Source organism: Shewanella khirikhana (assembly GCF_003957745.1).
GTDB classification, from domain to species: domain Bacteria; phylum Pseudomonadota; class Gammaproteobacteria; order Enterobacterales; family Shewanellaceae; genus Shewanella; species Shewanella khirikhana.
This window is the reverse complement of the sequence record NZ_CP020373.1, coordinates 3,054,335-3,073,477: the sequence shown is the minus strand read 5'-3', so window position 1 is coordinate 3,073,477 and position 19,143 is coordinate 3,054,335. Positions and strand designations below refer to the sequence as shown.

At 56.2% G+C, this 19,143-nt stretch carries 20 protein-coding genes; 9 read left to right on the top strand and 11 right to left on the bottom strand.

The window, feature by feature from the left end:
• Positions 1-16 precede the first annotated feature (16 nt).
• The 4 genes from STH12_RS13460 to STH12_RS13445 all read left to right on the top strand — a co-directional run bounded on the left by STH12_RS13460 (position 17) and on the right by STH12_RS13445 (position 2,238).
• On the top strand, positions 17-778 hold the full coding sequence (locus STH12_RS13460) for a threonine/serine exporter family protein (RefSeq protein WP_126168010.1): 762 nt from the start codon (positions 17-19) through the stop codon (positions 776-778).
• Positions 775-1,242 (top strand): threonine/serine exporter family protein, encoded by a 468-nt coding sequence (locus tag STH12_RS13455; RefSeq protein ID WP_126168009.1) that lies wholly within the window; start codon positions 775-777, stop codon positions 1,240-1,242. Before STH12_RS13460 ends, STH12_RS13455 begins: the two co-directional genes overlap by 4 nt.
• Positions 1,243-1,265: 23 nt before the next feature.
• Complete coding sequence (gene folA / locus STH12_RS13450) at positions 1,266-1,748, top strand: type 3 dihydrofolate reductase (protein WP_126168008.1); 483 nt, start codon at positions 1,266-1,268, stop codon at positions 1,746-1,748.
• An 85-nt stretch (positions 1,749-1,833) separates the two neighbouring features.
• Positions 1,834-2,238: a DUF3718 domain-containing protein gene (locus tag STH12_RS13445; protein ID WP_126168007.1), complete on the top strand. Its 405-nt coding sequence runs from the start codon at positions 1,834-1,836 to the stop codon at positions 2,236-2,238.
• A gap of 178 nt (positions 2,239-2,416) precedes the next feature.
• Here the strand turns inward: STH12_RS13445 and STH12_RS13440 are convergent, their stop codons facing one another.
• The 7 genes from STH12_RS13440 to lptD form a co-directional block, all read right to left on the bottom strand.
• Positions 2,417-4,438, bottom strand: a complete 2,022-nt coding sequence (locus STH12_RS13440; protein ID WP_126168006.1) for a methyl-accepting chemotaxis protein — start codon at positions 4,436-4,438, stop codon at positions 2,417-2,419.
• 104 nt (positions 4,439-4,542) lie between these two features.
• The gene (locus STH12_RS13435; protein ID WP_126168005.1) at positions 4,543-5,352 is read right to left on the bottom strand and encodes a symmetrical bis(5'-nucleosyl)-tetraphosphatase; all 810 of its coding nucleotides are present in this window, start codon (positions 5,350-5,352) and stop codon (positions 4,543-4,545) included.
• A gap of 1 nt (position 5,353) precedes the next feature.
• Entirely contained in the window at positions 5,354-5,734 is a 381-nt protein-coding gene (gene apaG, locus STH12_RS13430) for a Co2+/Mg2+ efflux protein ApaG (RefSeq protein WP_126168004.1), read from the bottom strand.
• 33 nt (positions 5,735-5,767) lie between these two features.
• Positions 5,768-6,571: a 16S rRNA (adenine(1518)-N(6)/adenine(1519)-N(6))-dimethyltransferase RsmA gene (gene rsmA / locus STH12_RS13425; protein WP_126168003.1), complete on the bottom strand. Its 804-nt coding sequence runs from the start codon at positions 6,569-6,571 to the stop codon at positions 5,768-5,770.
• A gap of 9 nt (positions 6,572-6,580) precedes the next feature.
• Entirely contained in the window at positions 6,581-7,570 is a 990-nt protein-coding gene (gene pdxA, locus STH12_RS13420; RefSeq protein WP_126168002.1) for a 4-hydroxythreonine-4-phosphate dehydrogenase PdxA, read from the bottom strand.
• A gap of 3 nt (positions 7,571-7,573) precedes the next feature.
• A complete protein-coding gene (surA, locus tag STH12_RS13415) occupies positions 7,574-8,878 on the bottom strand; it encodes a peptidylprolyl isomerase SurA (RefSeq protein WP_126168001.1) in 1,305 nt (434 codons plus the stop codon).
• A gap of 121 nt (positions 8,879-8,999) precedes the next feature.
• Positions 9,000-11,294, bottom strand: a complete 2,295-nt coding sequence (lptD, locus tag STH12_RS13410; protein ID WP_126168000.1) for an LPS assembly protein LptD — start codon at positions 11,292-11,294, stop codon at positions 9,000-9,002.
• Between the two features lie 157 nt (positions 11,295-11,451).
• Here lptD and STH12_RS13405 point away from each other — a divergent pair, with 157 nt between their 5' ends.
• Genes STH12_RS13405 through STH12_RS13385 form a run of 5 tightly spaced genes read left to right on the top strand, consistent with a single transcriptional unit; the run spans position 11,452 to position 15,530 of the window.
• Complete coding sequence (locus tag STH12_RS13405) at positions 11,452-12,498, top strand: aminoglycoside phosphotransferase family protein (RefSeq protein ID WP_126167999.1); 1,047 nt, start codon at positions 11,452-11,454, stop codon at positions 12,496-12,498.
• A complete protein-coding gene (murU, locus tag STH12_RS13400; RefSeq protein WP_126167998.1) occupies positions 12,495-13,166 on the top strand; it encodes an N-acetylmuramate alpha-1-phosphate uridylyltransferase MurU in 672 nt (223 codons plus the stop codon). The genes STH12_RS13405 and murU overlap by 4 nt, the downstream gene beginning before the upstream one ends.
• Before the next feature lie 9 nt (positions 13,167-13,175).
• Positions 13,176-13,946, top strand: a complete 771-nt coding sequence (djlA, locus tag STH12_RS13395; RefSeq protein ID WP_126167997.1) for a co-chaperone DjlA — start codon at positions 13,176-13,178, stop codon at positions 13,944-13,946.
• A gap of 16 nt (positions 13,947-13,962) precedes the next feature.
• The gene (locus STH12_RS13390; RefSeq protein ID WP_126167996.1) at positions 13,963-14,574 is read left to right on the top strand and encodes an outer membrane beta-barrel protein; all 612 of its coding nucleotides are present in this window, start codon (positions 13,963-13,965) and stop codon (positions 14,572-14,574) included.
• A 2-nt stretch (positions 14,575-14,576) separates the two neighbouring features.
• Positions 14,577-15,530, top strand: coding sequence for a D-2-hydroxyacid dehydrogenase (locus STH12_RS13385; RefSeq protein ID WP_126167995.1), 954 nt, complete (start codon positions 14,577-14,579; stop codon positions 15,528-15,530).
• Between the two features lie 28 nt (positions 15,531-15,558).
• Here STH12_RS13385 and STH12_RS13380 read toward each other — a convergent pair whose 3' ends face one another.
• The 4 genes from STH12_RS13380 to purT form a co-directional block, all read right to left on the bottom strand.
• A complete protein-coding gene (locus STH12_RS13380; RefSeq protein WP_126167994.1) occupies positions 15,559-16,371 on the bottom strand; it encodes a DUF4198 domain-containing protein in 813 nt (270 codons plus the stop codon).
• Between the two features lie 8 nt (positions 16,372-16,379).
• On the bottom strand, positions 16,380-16,886 hold the full coding sequence (locus STH12_RS13375) for a DUF2271 domain-containing protein (protein WP_126167993.1): 507 nt from the start codon (positions 16,884-16,886) through the stop codon (positions 16,380-16,382).
• Between the two features lie 7 nt (positions 16,887-16,893).
• The gene (locus STH12_RS13370) at positions 16,894-17,499 is read right to left on the bottom strand and encodes a PepSY-associated TM helix domain-containing protein (RefSeq protein ID WP_126167992.1); all 606 of its coding nucleotides are present in this window, start codon (positions 17,497-17,499) and stop codon (positions 16,894-16,896) included.
• Positions 17,500-17,824: 325 nt separating this feature from the next.
• Positions 17,825-19,003, bottom strand: a complete 1,179-nt coding sequence (gene purT, locus STH12_RS13365; protein WP_126167991.1) for a formate-dependent phosphoribosylglycinamide formyltransferase — start codon at positions 19,001-19,003, stop codon at positions 17,825-17,827.
• Positions 19,004-19,143 lie beyond the last annotated feature (140 nt).

Genomic DNA, 19,143 nt, shown 5'->3' with positions numbered 1-19,143 from the left:
TCAATCGGGGATTGCTGTGTACGCAGATACCCAGAATGACATAACCCGGCAGGTGGTGCGCGTAGCGCAGCTCCTGCTGGCCTACGGCGCCGAGTCTGATCTGGTGGAAGAGATCAGCCAGCGCCTCGGCCGGGCCCTCGGGCTTGGGAGCATTGAACTTTCCATCTCTTCCAACTCGCTGGTGCTCACCAGCCTGGTTCACGGCCGCTGTATCACCACGACCCGCCGCATTCGCGAGCATGGCATCAATATGCGCGTGGTGTGCGAGCTGCAGCGTATCTGTTTGCTGGCAGAAAAAGGCCTTTACGGCCCCAACGAGGTGCGTAAACGCCTCGCCCGCATCGCTCCCAAAACGTACCCAGCCATGCTGGTTATTCCCATGATTGGCCTTTCCTGTGCCAGCTTCTGCCACCTGTTTGGCGGTGACTGGATGGCCTCAGCCATAACCTTCCTGGCGGCGGCAATTGGCATGGCGGCGCGGCTGTTTTTAGCCAAGCGCCACTTCAACCCCCTGGTGGTGTTTTCTCTGACGGCTTTTGTGACCACCGCGGTGGCGCAGCTTGGGTATGAGTGCCCGCTCACCAAGACCCCTGAGCTTGCCATGGCTGCCAGTGTGCTGATGCTGGTGCCGGGCTTTCCGATGATCAATGCCATTTCTGACATGGTAAAAGGCCATATGAACGTGGGGATTTCCCGTTGGGGACACGCCACCTTGCTCACGGTGGCCTCGGTGATTGGCATTACTATTGCCATGCAACTGGGGGGCAAATTTCTGTGAATCTTTTGCTGACCCTGCTCAATGATGCTTTCTTCTCCGCCATACCGGCCGTGGGCTTTGCCATGGTGTTCAATGTGCCGAAGCGGTTCTTGCCTTACTGCGCACTGGCCGGTGCTTTGGGGCACAGTTTCCGTACCCTGATCCTGCACTTTGGCTTGCCCATCGAATGGGCGACCTTTGCCGCCGCCGCCCTGGTTGGCATGATCACTATAGGGTTTGCCAAGCGTCATCTGGCGCCGCCGCTGCTGTATGCGGTAGCGGCCATTATCCCGATGATCCCGGGCACCTACGCTTTCAATACCGTGATTGCTTTAGTGCAGCTCACAGCCCAGTCGCAGGTGAGCCCGGAGCTAACCGGCGCCGTTATCAGTAATGGTCTGAAAACCGTGTTTATTCTTGGCGCCCTGTCGGTTGGATTGGCGCTGCCTAGCTTGCTGTATTACCGTACCCGTCCCGTCATATAACCACAAACAAAGAGGGAACTTAGATGCGTATCGCCATTATTGCCGCGATGGCCAATAACCGCGTGATTGGCAAAGACAATCAGATGCCCTGGCATCTGCCGGAAGACCTGAAACATTTCAAAGCCATGACCCTGGGCAAGCCGGTGGTGATGGGGCGCAAGACCTTCGAATCCATCGGTCGCCCCTTACCAGGGCGCCACAATATCGTGATTTCCCGTCAGACCGATTACCCCCACGAAGGTATTAGTCTGGTAGCTTCCTTCGAAGAGGCCATGGCCCTGGCCGGTGATTGTGAAGAACTGGTCGTGATCGGTGGTGGTCAGCTCTATAAAACCCTGCTTCCACGCGCAGATAAGCTATATTTAACCGAGATAGCACTGGATGTCGAAGGCGATACCCATTTCCCTGATTGGGATGATGGCTCATGGGAAGCGATTGAAACCACTCAACATGTGTCAGCCAAAGGGCTGGAATATCGCTTTATCACCTTGGTAAAAAAGTGTTAAATTAGCTGTGCTTGTATGTACCTTACAGGTAAAGCCGGTTTATCGGTTTTATACATAAATAAAATAACAAACCAAGGAGTATCAGATGCGTGTGTTGCCCCTGGCCCTTGCAGCTGTGATAGCTGCTTCTTTTATTCCCACACAAGCCAAGGCAAATACCGATCCATTGGTGGCCAGTATTTGTGATTACGTGAAAGCGAACGACAAAAACCGTCTTCGTAAAAAGCTCAAGGAAAGTCGCGTTAAACTGCGTAACATCTATGCTGGCATAAGCTGTGATGGTACCAGTCTGCTGCGCACCGCAATGGGAGCCGGTGCCAACGACGTGGGTGAATTCATTGCCAAGCGTTTGTCTGCAAACGAGCTTGGTGCGACTGAAGGCGATGGCATGACAATTGTGGCTTGGGCAGAAGCCAATGGTCATGGTGGCAGCCCTATCACAGCCGCAATCAAAGACCGTCTCTCTGGCGGTGGTGGCGAGGAAGATTGATAGCCGCTCAGTATGTGTGAACCGCAGTATCGAAAAGGCCGGGTTTTCCCGGTTTTTTTGTGCCTCGAATTTAGTATGAGCCGCTTTTACTCAGGATTTCTGCCAATAAAAAAGCCCCATGAGAGGGGCTTTTTTATTATCGTTTTTAGGGTTCCCAGCGGGCCTTTAGCGTGCCTGCTTACACTCTGAACTCTTTTACTGAGCTTTGCAGTTCTTCTGCAAGGCGAGCCACCTCATGGCTGGACTTGGCAGTCTGCTCGGCGCCAAGGGCGGTTTCTTCAGAGATAGACGCGATGTGCTCAAGCTTTTCAGACACCTGCTGACTGACCAGGTTTTGCTCCTGGGCTGCCTGGGCGATATGAGTGCCGGCATCGTAGGCTTGATGCACCGACTGGCTGATGGTTTGCAGCGCCTGGTTGGCCTGTTCTGTCTTCTCGACGCAGCTCTGCGCCTGATTCTGACCAAGCTGCATCACACCCACAGCTTCCTGAGTACCTTGCTGCAGCACTTCAATCATCTGCTGGATTTCGCGGGTGGAATCCTGGGTGCGGGAAGCGAGGCTACGTACTTCATCGGCTACCACGGCAAAGCCACGGCCCTGCTCACCGGCGCGCGCCGCTTCGATGGCAGCGTTGAGTGCCAGCAGGTTGGTTTGCTCGGCAATGCCGCGGATCACATCGAGGATCGAGCCGATGGAAGCGCTGTCGGAATGCACCTTGTTGATCACCTTGCTGGCTTTGGCGACTTCATCGGCCAGCGACAAAATGGTGCGTTTGTTCTCATCGGCAATGGCCCGCATATGCTGGGTTTCATCATCGGCTTTCTTGATTTGATTCAGGGCGTCATCGGCGCTCATGTTCACCTGATGGGCGCTGGAGCTGAGTTCAGTTGTGGCGGTCGCGACCTGGTCAACCTGGCTCTTTTGCTCCTGAATGCCGATGGTGGTTTGCGAGGTGATGGCTGAGGTTTCTTCGGCCGCTGCTGCCAGCTGGTTTGAGCGGTCGAGAATACCGGCAATCAGACCGCGCAGGCTATCCACCAGACGGTTACAGTTGCGGGACAGGTCGGCAAATTCATCATGGCCTGAGTCATCCAGCTTGTGGGTCAGGTCACCGGAGGCCAGCACGTTCAGGGCGTCGTTGACCTGATCCAGCGAGCGCTTGAGCGGACGAACCACGGCAATACTGATCACCACGGCAACCACAATGGCAATCACCACTAAAATGAGGGTCTGCAGTGAGGCGCGGTTGATATCAGACAGCGCCTGATTACTGATGTCGTTGGTGACAGACTCGATGTCTTTGGCCAGACGCTTCATCTGCTCGGTCACTGTCTGAGCGTTCTTTTCTACGTTGGTCAGTTTTTCAGACGCGAGGCGGGCACTGGCAAGCTGCTTGGCTTTGAGGGTTACCAGCGTATCTGGTCCCTCAAGCATTTTGAGCACCTTGCTGGTGTCCTGTTTGAGGGTATCGACCAGCTCTTCATCGATGACGCCTTCGCCGTGGCGGGCAACGTATTCCATCTTGGTTTTGACTTCACCGAGCATGTAGTCGAGCTCTTTGGCAATCAGCTCATACTTGCTTTGCTCTTCGGTTGCCACCAGATCGTACACTGTGGTGATGATGCCGGTCATGGTGGTGTCAATGGCGCTGGCCGCAGCAGCAATTTCGCGCTCGGTGGCGTTCTGGCTGCTTTCCAGATCTATGAGGTCAAACAGGTTGGATGACGCGTCATCGGCGCTGTTTTCCAGCTTCTCACGCAGTTTGAGCAAGGCTTCCTGCTGCGACAGTGACTCGAAGCGAGCTTTCAGCATGGCGTCACTGTTGTTGTCGAGGGCCTGATAGCTGCCGTTAAGGGCGCTCAGTTGGCCGGCAAAGTTGTCTCTGTCTTGCAGCAAAGAGGAAAGCGTTGAGAACTTGCTCTGAAAATCGTTGCCCAGCTGCACAAAGGATTTTTCCAGCGGCGGTACCGCCGTGGATGATTTGCTGTGGAAGGCTTTAAGAATAAGGCGCTGCTGTTCGCTGAGGGTTTCTGATAAATGACTGGTAGCTTCAAGCGCCGGCATGCTGAGGTTCTGCATGATGGCGGTGCTTTCTTTGAGACTGTTGTTGGTGACCAGCGAAGCGCCACCGAGTACGACCAAAAGAAGGGTGACAAAACCAAACCCGCCAATGACTCTGGTGGCGACTTTTACTTTCATAGGATACTCCGGCGATGTTTTAGTTGTTTTCCCGAATCAAAAAGCATCTTGCGATGGCATTGCGCGGCTCTTATTTATCGGCCGATGCAAACTTTAGTTTAACCCTAATTTAACTTCTTTTGGGTAATTTTTTCCCCGGTTTCAAGCTGCCACAGGGTGAGATCTTCGCCCCAGCAACAGCCGGTATCCAGTGCAATTCGGTTGGCTTTTCCCGTGTGCCCCATCAGGGCCGCCCAATGACCAAACACCAGCGTGTAATCATCCAATTGCGAGGGGAACTCAAACCAGGGCTTCAGTTCGCTGTCGTTATCCTGCGGCGGCTTTTTACAGGCGAAATCCAGGCGGCCATCCGGATACAAAAAGCGCATCCGGGTTAAGGCATCGATGCAATAACGGTGGCGCAGATAGCCGGAAAGGTTAGGATCCCAGCCTTCGGGTTCTTCGGTGTACATGCTCTCAATCAGCTCAAGATAGCTGTCGCTCTTGAGCACCTGGCTGACTTCATTCGCCTCGGTTTTGAGAGTCTGCAAGTCCCACTGGGGCGGCACCCCGGCATGGGTCATGATGAGCTTGTGCTCAGGCAGTTCCCGCATCAAAGGTTGATGTCGAACCCAGTCGATAAACCTTGGCAGGTGTTTGGATTCCAAAAGCTTTTTCAGCTTGTCACTGGGTTTGGGCTTTTTGAGGCCAGCGGTGATGGCAAGCAGGTGCAAATCGTGATTGCCAAGCACTACCTTGGCGGCATCACCAAAAGAGCTCAGCAATCCCAATACCTTGTGGGATTGAGGCCCGCGGGCAACCAGGTCGCCGACTGACCACAGCTCGTCTTTGGAGGGGTGAAAATCCACCCGCAGCAGCAACAGCATCAGCTCTTCGTAACAACCCTGAATGTCGCCAACAAAGTACTTTGCCATCTCAGTGCAGTACACCCGGCACGGCTAAGCGAAAGGCGGGAATGGCTGCCGAGAAAGATTTGCCATCTTCCCAGACCATGCCGTAGCGACCTTCCATAAAGCCGACAGGCGTGTCCATTACGGTACCGCTGGTGTATTGATAGGCGGTGTTGGGCGGTATGGTTGGCGTTTCGCCCACCACACCGGCACCCTGCACCTCGGTGATATGACCATTGGCATCGGTGATAAGCCAATGGCGGGTCTCGAGTTTGGCCGCTCTGTCGCCCAGATTGATAATGGTGATGGTGTAGCTGAATACGTACTTGTCGTCAGCGGGCGTGGACTGCTCTTCGAGGTATTCGGTATCCACCTGAACCTTGATGGCGGGATCTACGTCAGTCATCGTCATTTCAATAAAGCCGTTCTCTTGGAATGGTTAACGCTTGTCGAACAGATAGTTGGCCATGGCAACGTATTGCGGCACGCTGATGTCTTCGGGGCGAAGACCGGCATCAATGCCCAGCGCCTCAAAATCGGCGTCGTTCAGCAGCGGCTTTAAGTTGTTGCGCAGGGTTTTGCGGCGCATGTTGAAGGCGGTATTACACACCTTGCGCAGCAGTTCTACGTCTTTGGCTGGCCATGGCTTCTGGGCATAAGGCACCAGACGCACCACGGCGGAGTCGACCTTGGGCGGCGGCGTAAAGCAGCCGGGCGGCACTTCCAGCACAGGCACAACCTGGCAGTAGTACTGTGCCATTACCGTTAGCTTGCCGTATGCCTTGGTGCCGGGTGAGGCAGACAGGCGCAGCACCACTTCCTTTTGCAGCATAAAGTGCATGTTCTCAATGTGTTCAGCAAATTCGAACAGATGGAACATCAGTGGCGTGGAGATATTGTATGGCAGATTGCCAAATACCTTGAGCTTGCGACCGGGCACAACCAGTTGGCCGAAGTCGAACTTCATGGCATCGCCCTGATGGATGGTGAGTTTATCCTTCAGGGTGGGGTGTACTTTCAGACGCTCGGCCAGATCGCGGTCGAGTTCGATAACCGTGAGGTTGTCGATGGACAGTGCCACCGGTTCGGTCAGGGCCGCGAGACCCGGGCCGATTTCCACCATCACGTGGTCGTTATCGGGGGCAATGGCGCCCACGATACGATTGATGATATTGCCGTCGGTCAAAAAGTTCTGACCGAAACGTTTTCTGGCCGTGTGGCCCAAATGCACTTTATTACTCATGACTCTCTATCAGTTGGTCTTGGCAGCCAGTTCGATGGCCTTGTTCAGGGCGCAAACGAAACTGCCGATGTCGGCGCGGCCGGTTCCTGCCAGCTCCAGGGCGGTACCGTGGTCCACCGAGGTGCGAATATAAGGCAGGCCCAGGGTGATGTTCACCGCCTTGCCAAATCCCTGTGCCTTCAATACCGGCAGGCCCTGATCGTGGTACATCGCCAGCACTACGTCGGCGTCATCCAGATACTTGGGTTGGAACAGGGTATCGGCAGGCAGGGGGCCGACGATATTATAGTTCAGCTCTTCCCTGAGTTCGTTGAGGGCCGGGATAATGATATCCAGTTCCTCGCGGCCGAGGTGTCCATCTTCCCCGGCGTGGGGGTTCAGGCCGCAGACATAAATTTTCGGGTCGTTGATACCGAATTTGCTGACCAGATCGTCATGTAAAATTCTGATGATCTTGTGCAGACGCTCGCGGGTAATGGCCTTGGCCACGTACGCCAGCGGAATATGGGTTGTGACCAACGCCACTTGCAGACCGGGGCAGGCCAGCAGCATGACCACGTCCTGACAGTTTGCCTGATTGGCAAAAAACTCAGTGTGACCGCTGAAGGAAATCCCGGCCTGATTGATAATGCCCTTGTGAACCGGGCCCGTGACGACGGCATCAAACTCACCGCTCATGTTCTTTTCCCCGGCAAAGCGCAGGGTATCGACCACGTAGCTGCCGTTTTGCTCATTGAGCTTGCCGCATTCCACCTCGGCCGCCAGTGCAAAAGGCACAATCGACAGGGTACCGGCAGCCTGAGGCTTGGCCGGCGCCGCGGGGTCATATGGCTCAAGGGTAATGGGCAAACCCAGCTTGCGGGCACGGGATTCCAGCAACTCAGGGCTGGCGCACACCACAAGCTGTACCGGCCAGTCCTGCTGGGCCAGCTGGATCACCAGATCCGGACCAATGCCCGCTGGTTCTCCGGGGGTAACGGCAATGCGTTTCACAGTCACAGATTAACCTCGGTTGGCTTCAGGCTCCCACACATCAATGTGGGCTTCACTGCGGATTTCATCAAGCCAGCTTTGCAGTTCTTCGTTGAACTTGCGGCGGAAGATAAGCTGATGCGCCCGGTTGGTGTTGAACTTGTCGGTGGCATCTGTCTTACGCTTCTCTTCCAGCTGCACTATGTGCCAGCCATGTGAGGTGCGGAATGGGTCACTGATTTCATCCAGGCTGAGCTGCCCCAGCATCTGAGCGAATTCAGGAACATAGATACCTGGCTCGGCCCAGCCCAGTTCGCCGCCCTTGGTGGCAGAGCCCGGGTCTTCCGAGTACTGACGGGCAATATCCTCAAACTTGGCTTCGCCGCTGCGAATTTGCTTAACGAATTGATCCAGCATCGCCTTGGCGCGCTCTTCCGACAAAATCGGCGACGGCTTCAGCAGCACGTGACGGGCGCGCACTTCTTCGATTTCACGGGTTTGCAGGCCGCGGATGTCCATGATTTTCAGAATGTGGAAACCAGAGCCGCTCTTGATGGGGCCAATGATTTCGTCTTTCTTGGCATCACCAACCACTTCGGCAAACAGGGTGGGCATCTCGTTGATGTTCATGTAATCCCACACACCACCTTCCAGCGCCTTGGGGCCGGACGAAGCGGCAATGGCGATGGAGCGGAAGTCGTTACCGCTGTTGAGGCGATCGAGAACTGCCTGGGCGCGCTTGCTGGCAGCTTCCAGTTCGGCGCTGCTGGGGTTGCTTGGCACTTCAATCAGGATGTGACCGATTTGGTATTCCACATCTTTGTTGCCTTGCTCTTCAATCATCTTCACCAGGTTGTTGATTTCCTGAGGAGATACCTGAATACGGCGCTGCACCTGAATACGCTGAATTTCACCCAGGGTGATTTCTTCACGCAGCTGCTCGCGGTATTGGGCAAAGCTCATCCCTTCAGATTCGATGGCCTGTTGCATCTGCGCCACGCTCATCTTCTGTTCGCGGGCGATGTTTTCGATAGCCTGGTCGAGTTGCAGGTCGCCGATGTGCAGACCGATACGCTCGGCCATCTGCAACTGCAGACGGGTGAGGATCAGACGTTCGATAACCTGGGTGCGCAGGGCGTCGTCAGAAGGCAGCGTCTGACCGGCAGCGCTGGCATTTTTCTTAACGTTATCAACCATGTTCTGGATTTCACTTTCCAGTACGATGCCGTCGTTCACTTGTACGGCAACACGGTCGAGCAACTGGGGAGCAGCAATGCTCTGGGCGCTGAGCGCCATTGCCAGAGCGGCAAAAATCAGTTTCTTACAGGGTTTCATCCAAATAAATCCTTGGCTTTCTTCAGTTTTCATCCACCCTCGGGCAGAGAAAACCCGGCAGTGTTAACCTGTTTGGACAACGCGTCCTGAATGTGGTTTCGCAATCTACCACATTTCTGCATTAATTCCTCAGATAAAGCGGCTTTCTGTAGTTGAACAGCCCTTCATCCAACATGTCGCTGACCCCCATGGGGCCTGAGCCACCGAGGCCCTTGATGACGAAGTTCAGGTAGACACCGCTTTCAAACAATTCGCGGTTATCCTGCACCGGATTGAAATCGTCCTCGTAGTTGGTCTTGATGCGGTAGTGGTAACTGAGGCGCACCGCCCAACAGCAGCTTTCGTATTGGAAACCTGTGTAGGTTTCCACCGCGCGGCTCTCGTTGAGGTCGTAGTACCAGTTGCCAACAAAGTAGAGGTTGTCGGTCAACGGCCAGGTGGTTCTGAAACCTGTTTGGCTGATGCTGACTTCATCATTGGTGTTGGTGTTAATCAAATCAGGTACATAGCGGTAGCTGAATTGCACCAGCTTGTCGCCGCCCGGACGGTAATCCAGGGTCACTTCCGACTTTTTGTTCTCACGGGTGCGGGCGTCGTACTGAATGGCGCCACTGACGAACCAGTCGTCGGTGATACGGGCATCCAGCTCGGCGGCAATGGCTGAGGCGCTGGGGCGCTCTTCAATCAGGCCTTCCGACAGCGATACCTTGCTTTCAGAGAAGTAAATAATCTGACCCACGCTGAGCTTGAATTGCTCCAGGTTGTGGTCATCGAAGAAGCGGGTGGTCAAACCCAGAGTCAGCTGGTTGGCGTCGGCAATCCGGTCCAGACCTGAGAAACGGCGGGCGCGGAACAGACCATAGTAGTCGTCCTGCAGGGTGGCACTGTCGTAAATGCCGATACCGTCCTGATCTTCATAGCCGGCGTACAGATACTGGAACTGAGGCTCCAGCGTCTGGCGATAGGGTTCACCCAGCCAGGAGGTGTCGCGCTCGAGGTTAATCTGGCCGTGGATCTTTGCCCGTGGAATGGTGCGGCTGACGTTGTCATCCAGCGCATCTTCTCCCATCAGCTCGGTATTGCGCTGCCAGTAATTGGTTTGCAGCAAGGTCAGTTCACTGGTGAGTGAACCGGCCGGGCCGTGGATGGGCAGGCTTAAGGTGGGCTGCAGGTGTAAACGGGTGGCGGTGACCTGGTCGCTGTCTTTGTGCTCGAAGTTACTGGCTTCACCGAAGAAGCTGAACTCGAGGGTATTGAGCAGATCGCGGCTGCGGTAATTGAATGCCAGTTGCGGCATCACCTGATAGGGCACTTCGTCTTCGCCCAGTACCTTGATGTCCTGCACCCGGGCGCTGACGTTCCAGTCGTTCTCGAAATAGCTCATCTCACCGATGCGGGAGATCTGGTTGTCGGTGGCGCGGGCCACGGCCGAGTCGAGATCGTTGAAGTAGTTGTTGTCGGACACATCGGTGAAGGCGGCGTTGACACGCCAGTGCTTGTCGATGGCGCCCTGATGTTCCCAGTGATACAGGTAGCGGTCGCTGTTGTTTTCCAGCATGCGGTCGCTGCCGAGGTATTCCAGATTCAAGCGGCCTGCCTGAGCGTCACCGGCTAGATAACGGAATTCACTCTGCAAATACAGGCCCCGCGCCGACATATAATGTGGCGTCAGGGTCAGGTCGTATTCGGGGGCAATGTTCCAGTACCAGGGCGTGGCAATTTCCACCCCGTTGGTGGTGCTGGTGCTGAAGCTGGGGAACAGGAAACCGGTTTTACGTTTGTCCGACACAGGTACTGTCATGTACGGCATGTAAAACACGGGCACATCGCCGATACGCAGCTTGGCATTCCAGATTTCGCCCCATTCTTCACTGGAGTCGATTTTGATGCGCTCGGCTTGCAGTAACCAGGAGCTGTCGCCGGGTGGACAGGTGGTAAAGTCGGTGCCATTGAGAATGAGATTGTTGTCTTTGGTGATCTCAAGCTTCTGGGCATTGCCGTGCACCTGCTGCCCGTGGAGCCAATATTTGGCACCCTGCAGCTTGGCGCTGTTGTCCTTGAGCTGAGCGCTCAGGCTGTCGGCGGTCACAGTGAACTGGCTGTCCTGAAACACCAGGCTGCCGGCTGCATCCAGGCGCTGCTGCTCGTAATCCATGCTGGCTTTGTCGGCCGAAATGGAGCGACTGCCCTGACGAAACTTCACGTCACCTTCGAAGGTGGCGTTTTTGTTCATAATGGCATTGGAGCTGTCGGAGAGGATTTCAACCTGTCCTGTGGCGGATTCGGCCACAGCACCTTCTGGCACCGGAATGGGAGGCACCACCAGACATTGGTCCTGGGCGGGCGTTTCCACGGCGGTATCTGCCAGCGCCGGATAGGGAAACAGGCCAAGGGCCAGTAAGTAACGGATTTGCATCTTATGAGTATTCAGTTTGAAATTCTTTATCTGGACGTTTTTCTGGTTCTTTAACCGGACTCTACTGTGGACATGGCGGGGCGGGAAAAGTTGCACCTGCTCCCTGTACAACCAGGCCAAAAATCCAGTGTCGACGAATTGGCTGTTTCCAATAAATATGCTGGCTATAATAAAGCAATTTTTTGCCAAGAGCCATGGAACGACCGTGTCAGACTCCAGATTTCTTTCCCTTAATCATTGGCTTTCCCACACCTTTGGGGAGGGCCTGTCGCCGCAGCTGATTTCCGGTGATGCCAGTTTCCGCCGCTACTTTCGCGCCAGCTTTCAGGGCCGGGACATGGTTATCATGGATACCCCGGTGGCACTGATCCCCACCGAGCCCTTCGTGGCGGTGCGTGATGCCTACGCTAAAGCCGGTTTACCGGTGCCGGCCATTATTGCCAAAGATGATAAGCAAGGCTTTATGGCGCTTGAAGATTTTGGTGATGTGCAGCTGCTGTCGCTGCTGGACCGCCAAAGTGTGCGTCAATGGTACCCCAGGGCGCTGGCGCTCTTGCCGGGCATTGCCTCGGTGATGGAGACCGAACTTGGTCCTTTACCTGATTATGATGAGGCCTTTGTGCGCCGCGAGCTGAGTATTTTCACCGAGTGGCTGCTTGGCACCCATCTGCAACTGACATTGACCGCAGAGGAAGACGCCATCCTCGCGGCAGCCTTTGACATGCTCACTGACAATGCGCTGGCGCAGCCCAAGGTCGGCATGCACAGAGATTTTCACAGCCGTAACCTGATGGTGGTGGATAACGAGCTGAAACTGCTTGATTTTCAGGATGCAGTGCGCGGCCCTGTGACCTATGATGCAGTCTCCCTGCTCCGGGATTGTTACATTCGCTGGAGTGAAGATCTGGTGGATGACATGTTGGTGGAGTACTTTGTGCTCGCCCACGAACATGGCCTGGTGCCAGCAGACACCGACATGGTGGTCTTCCGCCGCTGGTTTGAACTGATGGGGCTGCAGCGTCATATCAAGGCCGCCGGCATTTTTGCCCGCCTGAACCACAGAGACGGCAAGGCCGGTTATCTGAAGGATATTCCGCTGACCATGCATTACATTCGCGACGTGGCCGTGCGCTACAAAGAGCTGGGGGACTTCGCCCAGTTCATTATGGGCCGGGTGATGCCTGCGCTGGAGGCCAAAGCATGAAGGCGATGATCCTGGCTGCCGGGCGCGGCGAGCGCCTGCGGCCGTTAACCGACTCGCTGCCCAAGCCATTGGTGGCTGCGGCCGGTAAGCCGCTTATCGAGTATCACCTCGAAAAGCTCGCCGGTGCAGGTATCCACGAGGTGGTGATCAACACCGCCTGGCTTGGCGAAAAACTGGTGCAAACCCTCGGGGATGGCAGCCGGTTCGGTGTGGCGATTCAATACAGCCACGAGCAAGAAGCGCTTGAGACCGCAGGCGGCATTTTACAAGCGCTGCCGCTGCTCGGGGATGAGCCGTTTTTGGTGATAAACGGCGATATTTTTATCGATAGCTTGCCGCTGTTGCCCGAGCGTCTGGCTGACGGCGTGCTGGCCCATGTGTATCTGGTGGACAACCCGCCACAGCATCCACAGGGCGATTTTGCCCTGAACCAGAGCCTTGTGGCGCAAGAGGGCGCGGATAAACTCACCTTCTCCGGCATGGGGATTTACCATCCGGCACTTTTTGCCGGACTTGCTCCCGGCCGTCACGCGTTGGGGCCGCTGCTGCGCCAGAAAATGGCGTCGCAGCAAGTGACCGGCGAGCGCTTTGAACACTATTGGTGCGATGTGGGCACCCTGGACCGGCTCGATGCCCTCAATCAACGACTCTTGGGCCAAGGAGTGTAATCCCTGCTTATGAAGTACAAAGGCAAGCTGTTTGGTTTTCTTATCGGCATGATGTTTGGCAAGATTTTCGGCGCCATTCTCGGGCTGGTCGTTGGCCACTGGTTCGATAAAAAATTCGCCGCTGCCGCAGGCTCTGGCAGCAAGCGTCAGCAGGTGTTTTTTACCACCACCTTCGCGGTAATGGGTCATGTGGCCAAGGCATCCGGCAGGGTGACCGAAGCCGATATTCGCCTCGCCAGTGATTTGATGAACCAGCTGAATCTCGATGCCGAGGCGCGGCGGCAGGCGCAGCAGGCGTTTCGCGACGGCAAGGCAGGTGACTTTGACCTCAAGGGCAATCTGCGAGCGTTCAGGTTGCTGTCCATGGGCCGTAACGATTTGTTGCAGATGTTCCTTGAGATCCAAATTCAGGTGGCGCTTGCCGATGGTGAGCTGCACCCCAATGAGCACAGGATCCTCCAGTTTGTCGCATCCGAGCTGGGTTTCAGCGAACAGGCACTGGAAATGCTGCTTGGCCGCTGGCAGTCCGAGTTTAATTTTGCCCGCAAAGGCGGTAGCGACAAACGCTCGCTCGCCGATGCCTACGGCTTGTTAGGTATTGAGGAATCTGCTACAAATCAGGATGTTAAGCGTGCGTACCGTAAACTGATGAATGAGCACCACCCCGACAAGTTGGTGGCCAAGGGCTTGCCGGAAGAAATGATGGAACTGGCCAAACGTAAGGCACAGGATATTCAGGCCGCCTACGAAGCCGTAAAGGCTGCCCGCGGCATGCGTTGATTTCAGGGAGAAGCCTATGAACACCCCCGCTCGTGTGGTTTTGGCTGCCCTTTGCCTGGCTCCTGCCCTGGCATCGGCAGATGAGTATGTCACCCCGTTCGCCGGTTACAGCTTTGCCGCCAGCAGCCTGGATGCCAGCAAGGAAGATGCCTTAGGCAGCGTCAGCGCCGAAGAGTCATCTCACTATGGCATTATGCTGGGCACCACAACCCGCCACCCCGGCAATATGTACGTGCTCTACTCAAGCCAGAGCACCGACTTGAAAGCGGGCGGCGCCTTTTCCAATCAGCGTGTTACCTCGCTCAAACTCGATTATGCCCATGTGGGTGGCAGCCTGTATTTTCCCAAGGGCAACTTCCTGCCCTATGTCACCGCGTCCATGGGGCTGACCCAGATGCGTCCCGGTGATGACTACAGCAATGAAACCCGCTTCTCACTCGGTTTGGGAACGGGGGTGGAATACCGTTTGGGCGACAACCTGGCGTTAATTGCCGATGTGCGCGCCTTTGCCACCTTTATCGACAGCGAAAACGATCTGTTTTGCGATGCCAGCAACTGTATCTGGAAGGTGAATGCCGACCTGATGTGGCAAGGACAGGCCAACGTTGGCGTGAGTTTCAGGTTCTGATGATGGCCAATATTTGCGTACTCGATGGTTACACCTTAAACCCCGGCGATCTCGACTGGTCGGTACTGGCTCCCTTCGGAGATTATGAAGTCTATGACCGTACCGCTGCCGGGGAGCTGCTGACCCGGGCCGCTGCCAGCTCTGTGCTGTTCACCAATAAAACGCCGCTGGATGCAGCCACCTTGGCAGCGCTGCCTGAGCTTAGGTACATAGGTGTGCTTGCCACCGGCACCAATGTGGTGGACCTTGAGGCCGCGCGCCGCCTCGGTATAGCGGTCACCAATGTGCCTGGCTACGGCCCGGATGCGGTGGCGCAGATGGCGTTTGCCCATGTGCTGCATCACACATCCAGGGTTGCCGCGCATCATCAGGCGGTGATAAGCGGCGCCTGGTCGGCGCAGCCGGATTTCTGTTTCACCCTGGACACCCTCGAGTCGCTTTCAGGCAAAACCCTGGGCTTGGTGGGCTTTGGTGATATTGCCAAACAAATGGCCCGCATCGGTCAGGCGTTCGGGATGCAGCTGTTGGTGCATAGCCGAAGTCGACCCAAAGACTTGCCAGCGGACGCAGAGTTCGTCTCCCTCGATACGCTCTTTGCCCGTTCTGATGTGCTGTCGCTGCACTGCCCGTTAACGGCGCAAACCCGGCATATGGTCAATGAAACAAGCCTTGGGCTGATGAAGCCAGGTGCCCTGATAGTCAATACCGCCCGCGGCGGCCTGGTGGATGAGCCGGCACTTGCCAGCGCGCTGCATCAGGGGCGGGTGAGGGCGGCGGTGGATGTGCTTTCCAGCGAGCCGCCTGCCGCCGATAATCCGCTGCTGCATGCGCCCAATATCAGCATTACCCCCCACAATGCCTGGGCAACCCAGAAGGCCCGGCAACGGTTGCTGGACATTGCCATTGCCAACCTTGCTGCCTTTGTGGCGGGCGAAAAACAAAACCGGGTCGATTGACCCGGTTTTTCTTTTGCAAACTTAAGCGTTACTGCAAGCCTGCTTCGAAACTCAGGAAGATTTCGCTCACGCTCTTGTCGGCAAGGCGGGTGTCTTTGAGCTTTTCTTCGTGCTCGGCGTGCAGCAGATAACGTCCGGCGCGGGGCAGGGTAAATTCGATAACCCCCTCGTCATTGGAGCTGAGCTTAAGCTCGTTTAGCTGATTGCGATAGCGGGTGCCATCGGCCACCAGAGTCACTTCCACGCCCGCCCTGGGCTTACCCTTGTAGAGCAGTTTCAGGCTGATTAGCTCACCTTCGACAAAGTCGGCCGGATGGGTCAGCGGCACAAGCTCCAGATACTCACCGGTTGGGTTGAATGCCTTATCTGAGGGCTTATTCAGGGTGACAAAGGATTCGATACGGGAGAAATACAGCGCGCCTTCAAGCTCGTAGCCCTCTTTGGGCATCTGAGCGCGGGTGCTCTCTTTATCGGCGCTGCTGCGTACCGGCTTGTCCTGACCTTTGACTTTGTAGCGCGAGAAGTACCTTGGCTTGGCTTCCTTGGTCAGCTTGTAGGTGCCATCTTCGGTCAGCAGGTAATCAAACACAGAGCGGCGGCTGCCACGGTAGCTGGAGCTGGGGCGCTCGGTTTTGCCTGCGGGGGTAATGATCAGCACATCTTCGGCGCCGAAGGCTTTATCGAACTCGAATACCTGATTGCTGGCGCTGACATCGGCCGACAGCCACACGCCTTTGCCGTCTTCGGCGGAGACATTGAAATGGCTCGGTAAAATCCAGCGGTCATGGGCCTGGGCGAGGGGGGCGAGCAGCAACAGGCTCAGCGGAATAAGTGATTTCATGGGGCTCCTTAGCGGGTGGCTGAACGGGTGAAACGAATGTGGCCCGGACCGGTTTCTGTGGTGGCGGCCAGGGGGCTGTCAAAACTCTCGCCAGGCAGGCTGAACTTGTGGCGGATAAGCTCGCGGCCGCCGTGTTCCCGCACTACCTCAATAAACAGCTGGTAGTCACCATCGGGCAGTGGTTTGCCGCTGTCGTCACTCAGATCCCAGCCAATGCGGTATTTGCCCGCCGGACGGGTGGCCGAGGAGATGGCATCCACCATGGCGGGGTTGTCGCGCCCGGCCTTGCGCCACCAGCGGCGGATGTCTTTAAACCACTTGTGGCCGTCGTGCTGAACCCACAGGGCGATGGTTTTCACCGACTGGCCTTTGGCATCTTCCACCCAAACGGCGGTGTAGGGCCTGTGATATTGACCGGTGGTGATTTCACTGAGGCTAAGCTCAACGTCCATATTGGCCTGTGCCAGCATGGGCAGGCATAAGAGGGCGGCCAGCGATAATCTCTTCAGTTTCATAAGGTCCTCAGGTAGGAATAAACAGCCAGTAGATGGCAATGCAGACGCTGCTGACCGCCGTCATGTACCCCAGCGAGCGCTTGAGGCGGCGCTTTTGCGGTAACAGCAAAAAGGCGCCGGTAAGGGAAAACAGCAACATCAGTACCGCACTCAAATCGATAACCCAGCTCCAGACGGCGCCTGAGTTACGGCCCTTGTGCAGGTCGTTCAGCAGCGCAACCAGGCCATAGTCGAGGGATTCGGCCACCACCACAGCCGCTTCGGTATCCAGCACCACAGATCGGTAGCTTCCAGGGCCTTTTTGCACCAGCAGCAATTCATCTTCACTCACTTCCACCTGCTGACGGCTGGCCTGCCACTCGCTGGCGAGCCAGTGGGCGGCGGCTTCCTGCCAGTCGGCAGAATCGGCTTCGACCGGTAACAAAAAGTCGGGTAGCGGTCGCTCGGTTTCTTCCCGCATGGCGTTGGATGCGCCAAACCAATCCGGGTGATTGAGGGTGATGCCGGTGAAGGCGAAAAACAGCATCAACAGCAGCAGCGCCATCGACACATAAATATGCAGGGTTCGGGCGACGGACAGCGCCCGCTTACCGGGACGCAATGAAACAGACATGGATACGAATGAAGTTGCAGCAAATTGTGGCTCAAATCTAATTGAGAACTATTACTAACTGAATCGGCTTTACATTGTTTACAAATCCGCGATTGATTGGGGGCGGCGCTGTAACTGAAGGAGGCAGGCCAGCTGCCGGATGATCTGCTGGGCGGAATGCCTGGGAGCGGCGGTTGCGATTGGTAATGAGAATAAGCTGCAGCCAGCCGAGAGTCAGAATAAAAAGAGCTGCCCGATGGGGCAGCTCTATTGCGGTCGATTCAGAATCAGATTCAGGCTCAGATCCAAGCCAAAGCCGAGATCCAGGCACATGCCCAGACCTGGCTTAGTTAAAGTGCACCTTGATGCAGGCGGCGCTTTTCAGGGCGCGGGCCACGGCGTCATCGATACTCTCAGCGCGGGCCAGAGCCACCCCAAGACGACGGCGGCCATGGATTTGCGGCTTGGCAAACAGCCGCAATTGGGTGCCTGGCTGGGCGAGGGCGTCGGCAAGACCTGAGTAACCTATGTTGCTTGAGTCGCCTTCCACCAACACCACGGCCGAGGCGCAGGGGCCTTGCTGGATAATTTCACCAATCGGCAGGCCGAGAATGGCGCGCACATGCAGGGCAAATTCAGACAGATCCTGGCTTATCAGGGTAACCATGCCGGTGTCGTGGGGTCTTGGCGACACTTCCGAGAAGTACACCTCGTCGGCCTTGATAAAGAGCTCCACCCCGAAGAGGCCGTAGCCGCCCAGGTTTTCCACTACGGCACGGGCAATGCCCTGGGCACGCTCCAACGCCAGGGCGCTCATCGCCTGTGGCTGCCACGACTCACGGTAATCACCGTCTTCCTGACGATGGCCGATAGGGGCGCAGAAATGAATGCCATCTACCGCCGAGATGGTCAGCAGGGTGATTTCATAATCAAAGTCGATAAAGCCTTCAACTATGATGCGGCCTTCTCCGGCGCGGCCACCGCTTTGGGCGTAGTCCCAGGCTTTTTGAATATCTTCGCGGCTGCGGATCACACTCTGGCCCTTGCCGGAAGAGCTCATCACCGGTTTCACCACACAGGGAATGCCGGTCGTGTCTATGCCGGCTTCAAGCTCAGCCAGGCTGTCGCAAAACACATAGGGCGAGGTGGGTAAGGCCAGGGTTTCGGCGGCCAGGCGGCGAATGCCTTCCCGGTCCATGGTCAGTCGGGTGGCCCGGGCGGTGGGCACCACCTTCAAACCATCGGCTTCCAGTTCCACCAGTGCCTGGGTGGCAATGGCCTCGATTTCCGGGATCACCAGATGGGGCTGCTCTTTGGCAATCAGGCCTTTCAGCGCGTCGGCATCCAGCATATTGATCACATGGCTGCGATGCGCCACCTGCATGGCGGGCGCATTGGGATAGCGGTCAACGGCAATGACCTCAACCCCAAGTCGGGTCAGCTCAATCGCCACTTCTTTACCAAGCTCGCCTGAGCCCAGCAACATGGCGCGCGTGGCGCCTGGGGTGTAGGGGGTGCCTATCATGGTTTGATTACCTCGTTTTTGTTGGCAGTCAAAATCATAACCCGTCTTGGCGAAAAGTGTTGGGCTGGCATTCGTAAAATGTGGGAAAAATCAAACGGAAATTGCAAAACTATTGCGCTGGATTCTGGTATCGATGCTGC

Excerpts from the sequence above, each read along its gene's own strand:
- folA (WP_126168008.1), top strand. The coding sequence starts at position 1,266 with ATGCGTATCGCCATTATTGCCGCGATGGCCAATAACCGCGTGATTGGC.
- STH12_RS13405 (WP_126167999.1), top strand. The coding sequence starts at position 11,452 with ATGCTGGCTATAATAAAGCAATTTTTTGCCAAGAGCCATGGAACGACC.
- STH12_RS13380 (WP_126167994.1), bottom strand. The coding sequence starts at position 16,371 with ATGAAATCACTTATTCCGCTGAGCCTGTTGCTGCTCGCCCCCCTCGCC.
- murU (WP_126167998.1), top strand. The coding sequence starts at position 12,495 with ATGAAGGCGATGATCCTGGCTGCCGGGCGCGGCGAGCGCCTGCGGCCG.
- STH12_RS13385 (WP_126167995.1), top strand. The coding sequence starts at position 14,577 with ATGGCCAATATTTGCGTACTCGATGGTTACACCTTAAACCCCGGCGAT.
- rsmA (WP_126168003.1), bottom strand. The coding sequence starts at position 6,571 with ATGAGTAATAAAGTGCATTTGGGCCACACGGCCAGAAAACGTTTCGGT.
- STH12_RS13390 (WP_126167996.1), top strand. The coding sequence starts at position 13,963 with ATGAACACCCCCGCTCGTGTGGTTTTGGCTGCCCTTTGCCTGGCTCCT.
- STH12_RS13445 (WP_126168007.1), top strand. The coding sequence starts at position 1,834 with ATGCGTGTGTTGCCCCTGGCCCTTGCAGCTGTGATAGCTGCTTCTTTT.
- surA (WP_126168001.1), bottom strand. The coding sequence starts at position 8,878 with ATGAAACCCTGTAAGAAACTGATTTTTGCCGCTCTGGCAATGGCGCTC.
- STH12_RS13440 (WP_126168006.1), bottom strand. The coding sequence starts at position 4,438 with ATGAAAGTAAAAGTCGCCACCAGAGTCATTGGCGGGTTTGGTTTTGTC.
- apaG (WP_126168004.1), bottom strand. The coding sequence starts at position 5,734 with ATGACTGACGTAGATCCCGCCATCAAGGTTCAGGTGGATACCGAATAC.
- STH12_RS13435 (WP_126168005.1), bottom strand. The coding sequence starts at position 5,352 with ATGGCAAAGTACTTTGTTGGCGACATTCAGGGTTGTTACGAAGAGCTG.
- STH12_RS13370 (WP_126167992.1), bottom strand. The coding sequence starts at position 17,499 with ATGTCTGTTTCATTGCGTCCCGGTAAGCGGGCGCTGTCCGTCGCCCGA.
- purT (WP_126167991.1), bottom strand. The coding sequence starts at position 19,003 with ATGATAGGCACCCCCTACACCCCAGGCGCCACGCGCGCCATGTTGCTG.
- lptD (WP_126168000.1), bottom strand. The coding sequence starts at position 11,294 with ATGCAAATCCGTTACTTACTGGCCCTTGGCCTGTTTCCCTATCCGGCG.
- djlA (WP_126167997.1), top strand. The coding sequence starts at position 13,176 with ATGAAGTACAAAGGCAAGCTGTTTGGTTTTCTTATCGGCATGATGTTT.
- STH12_RS13375 (WP_126167993.1), bottom strand. The coding sequence starts at position 16,886 with ATGAAACTGAAGAGATTATCGCTGGCCGCCCTCTTATGCCTGCCCATG.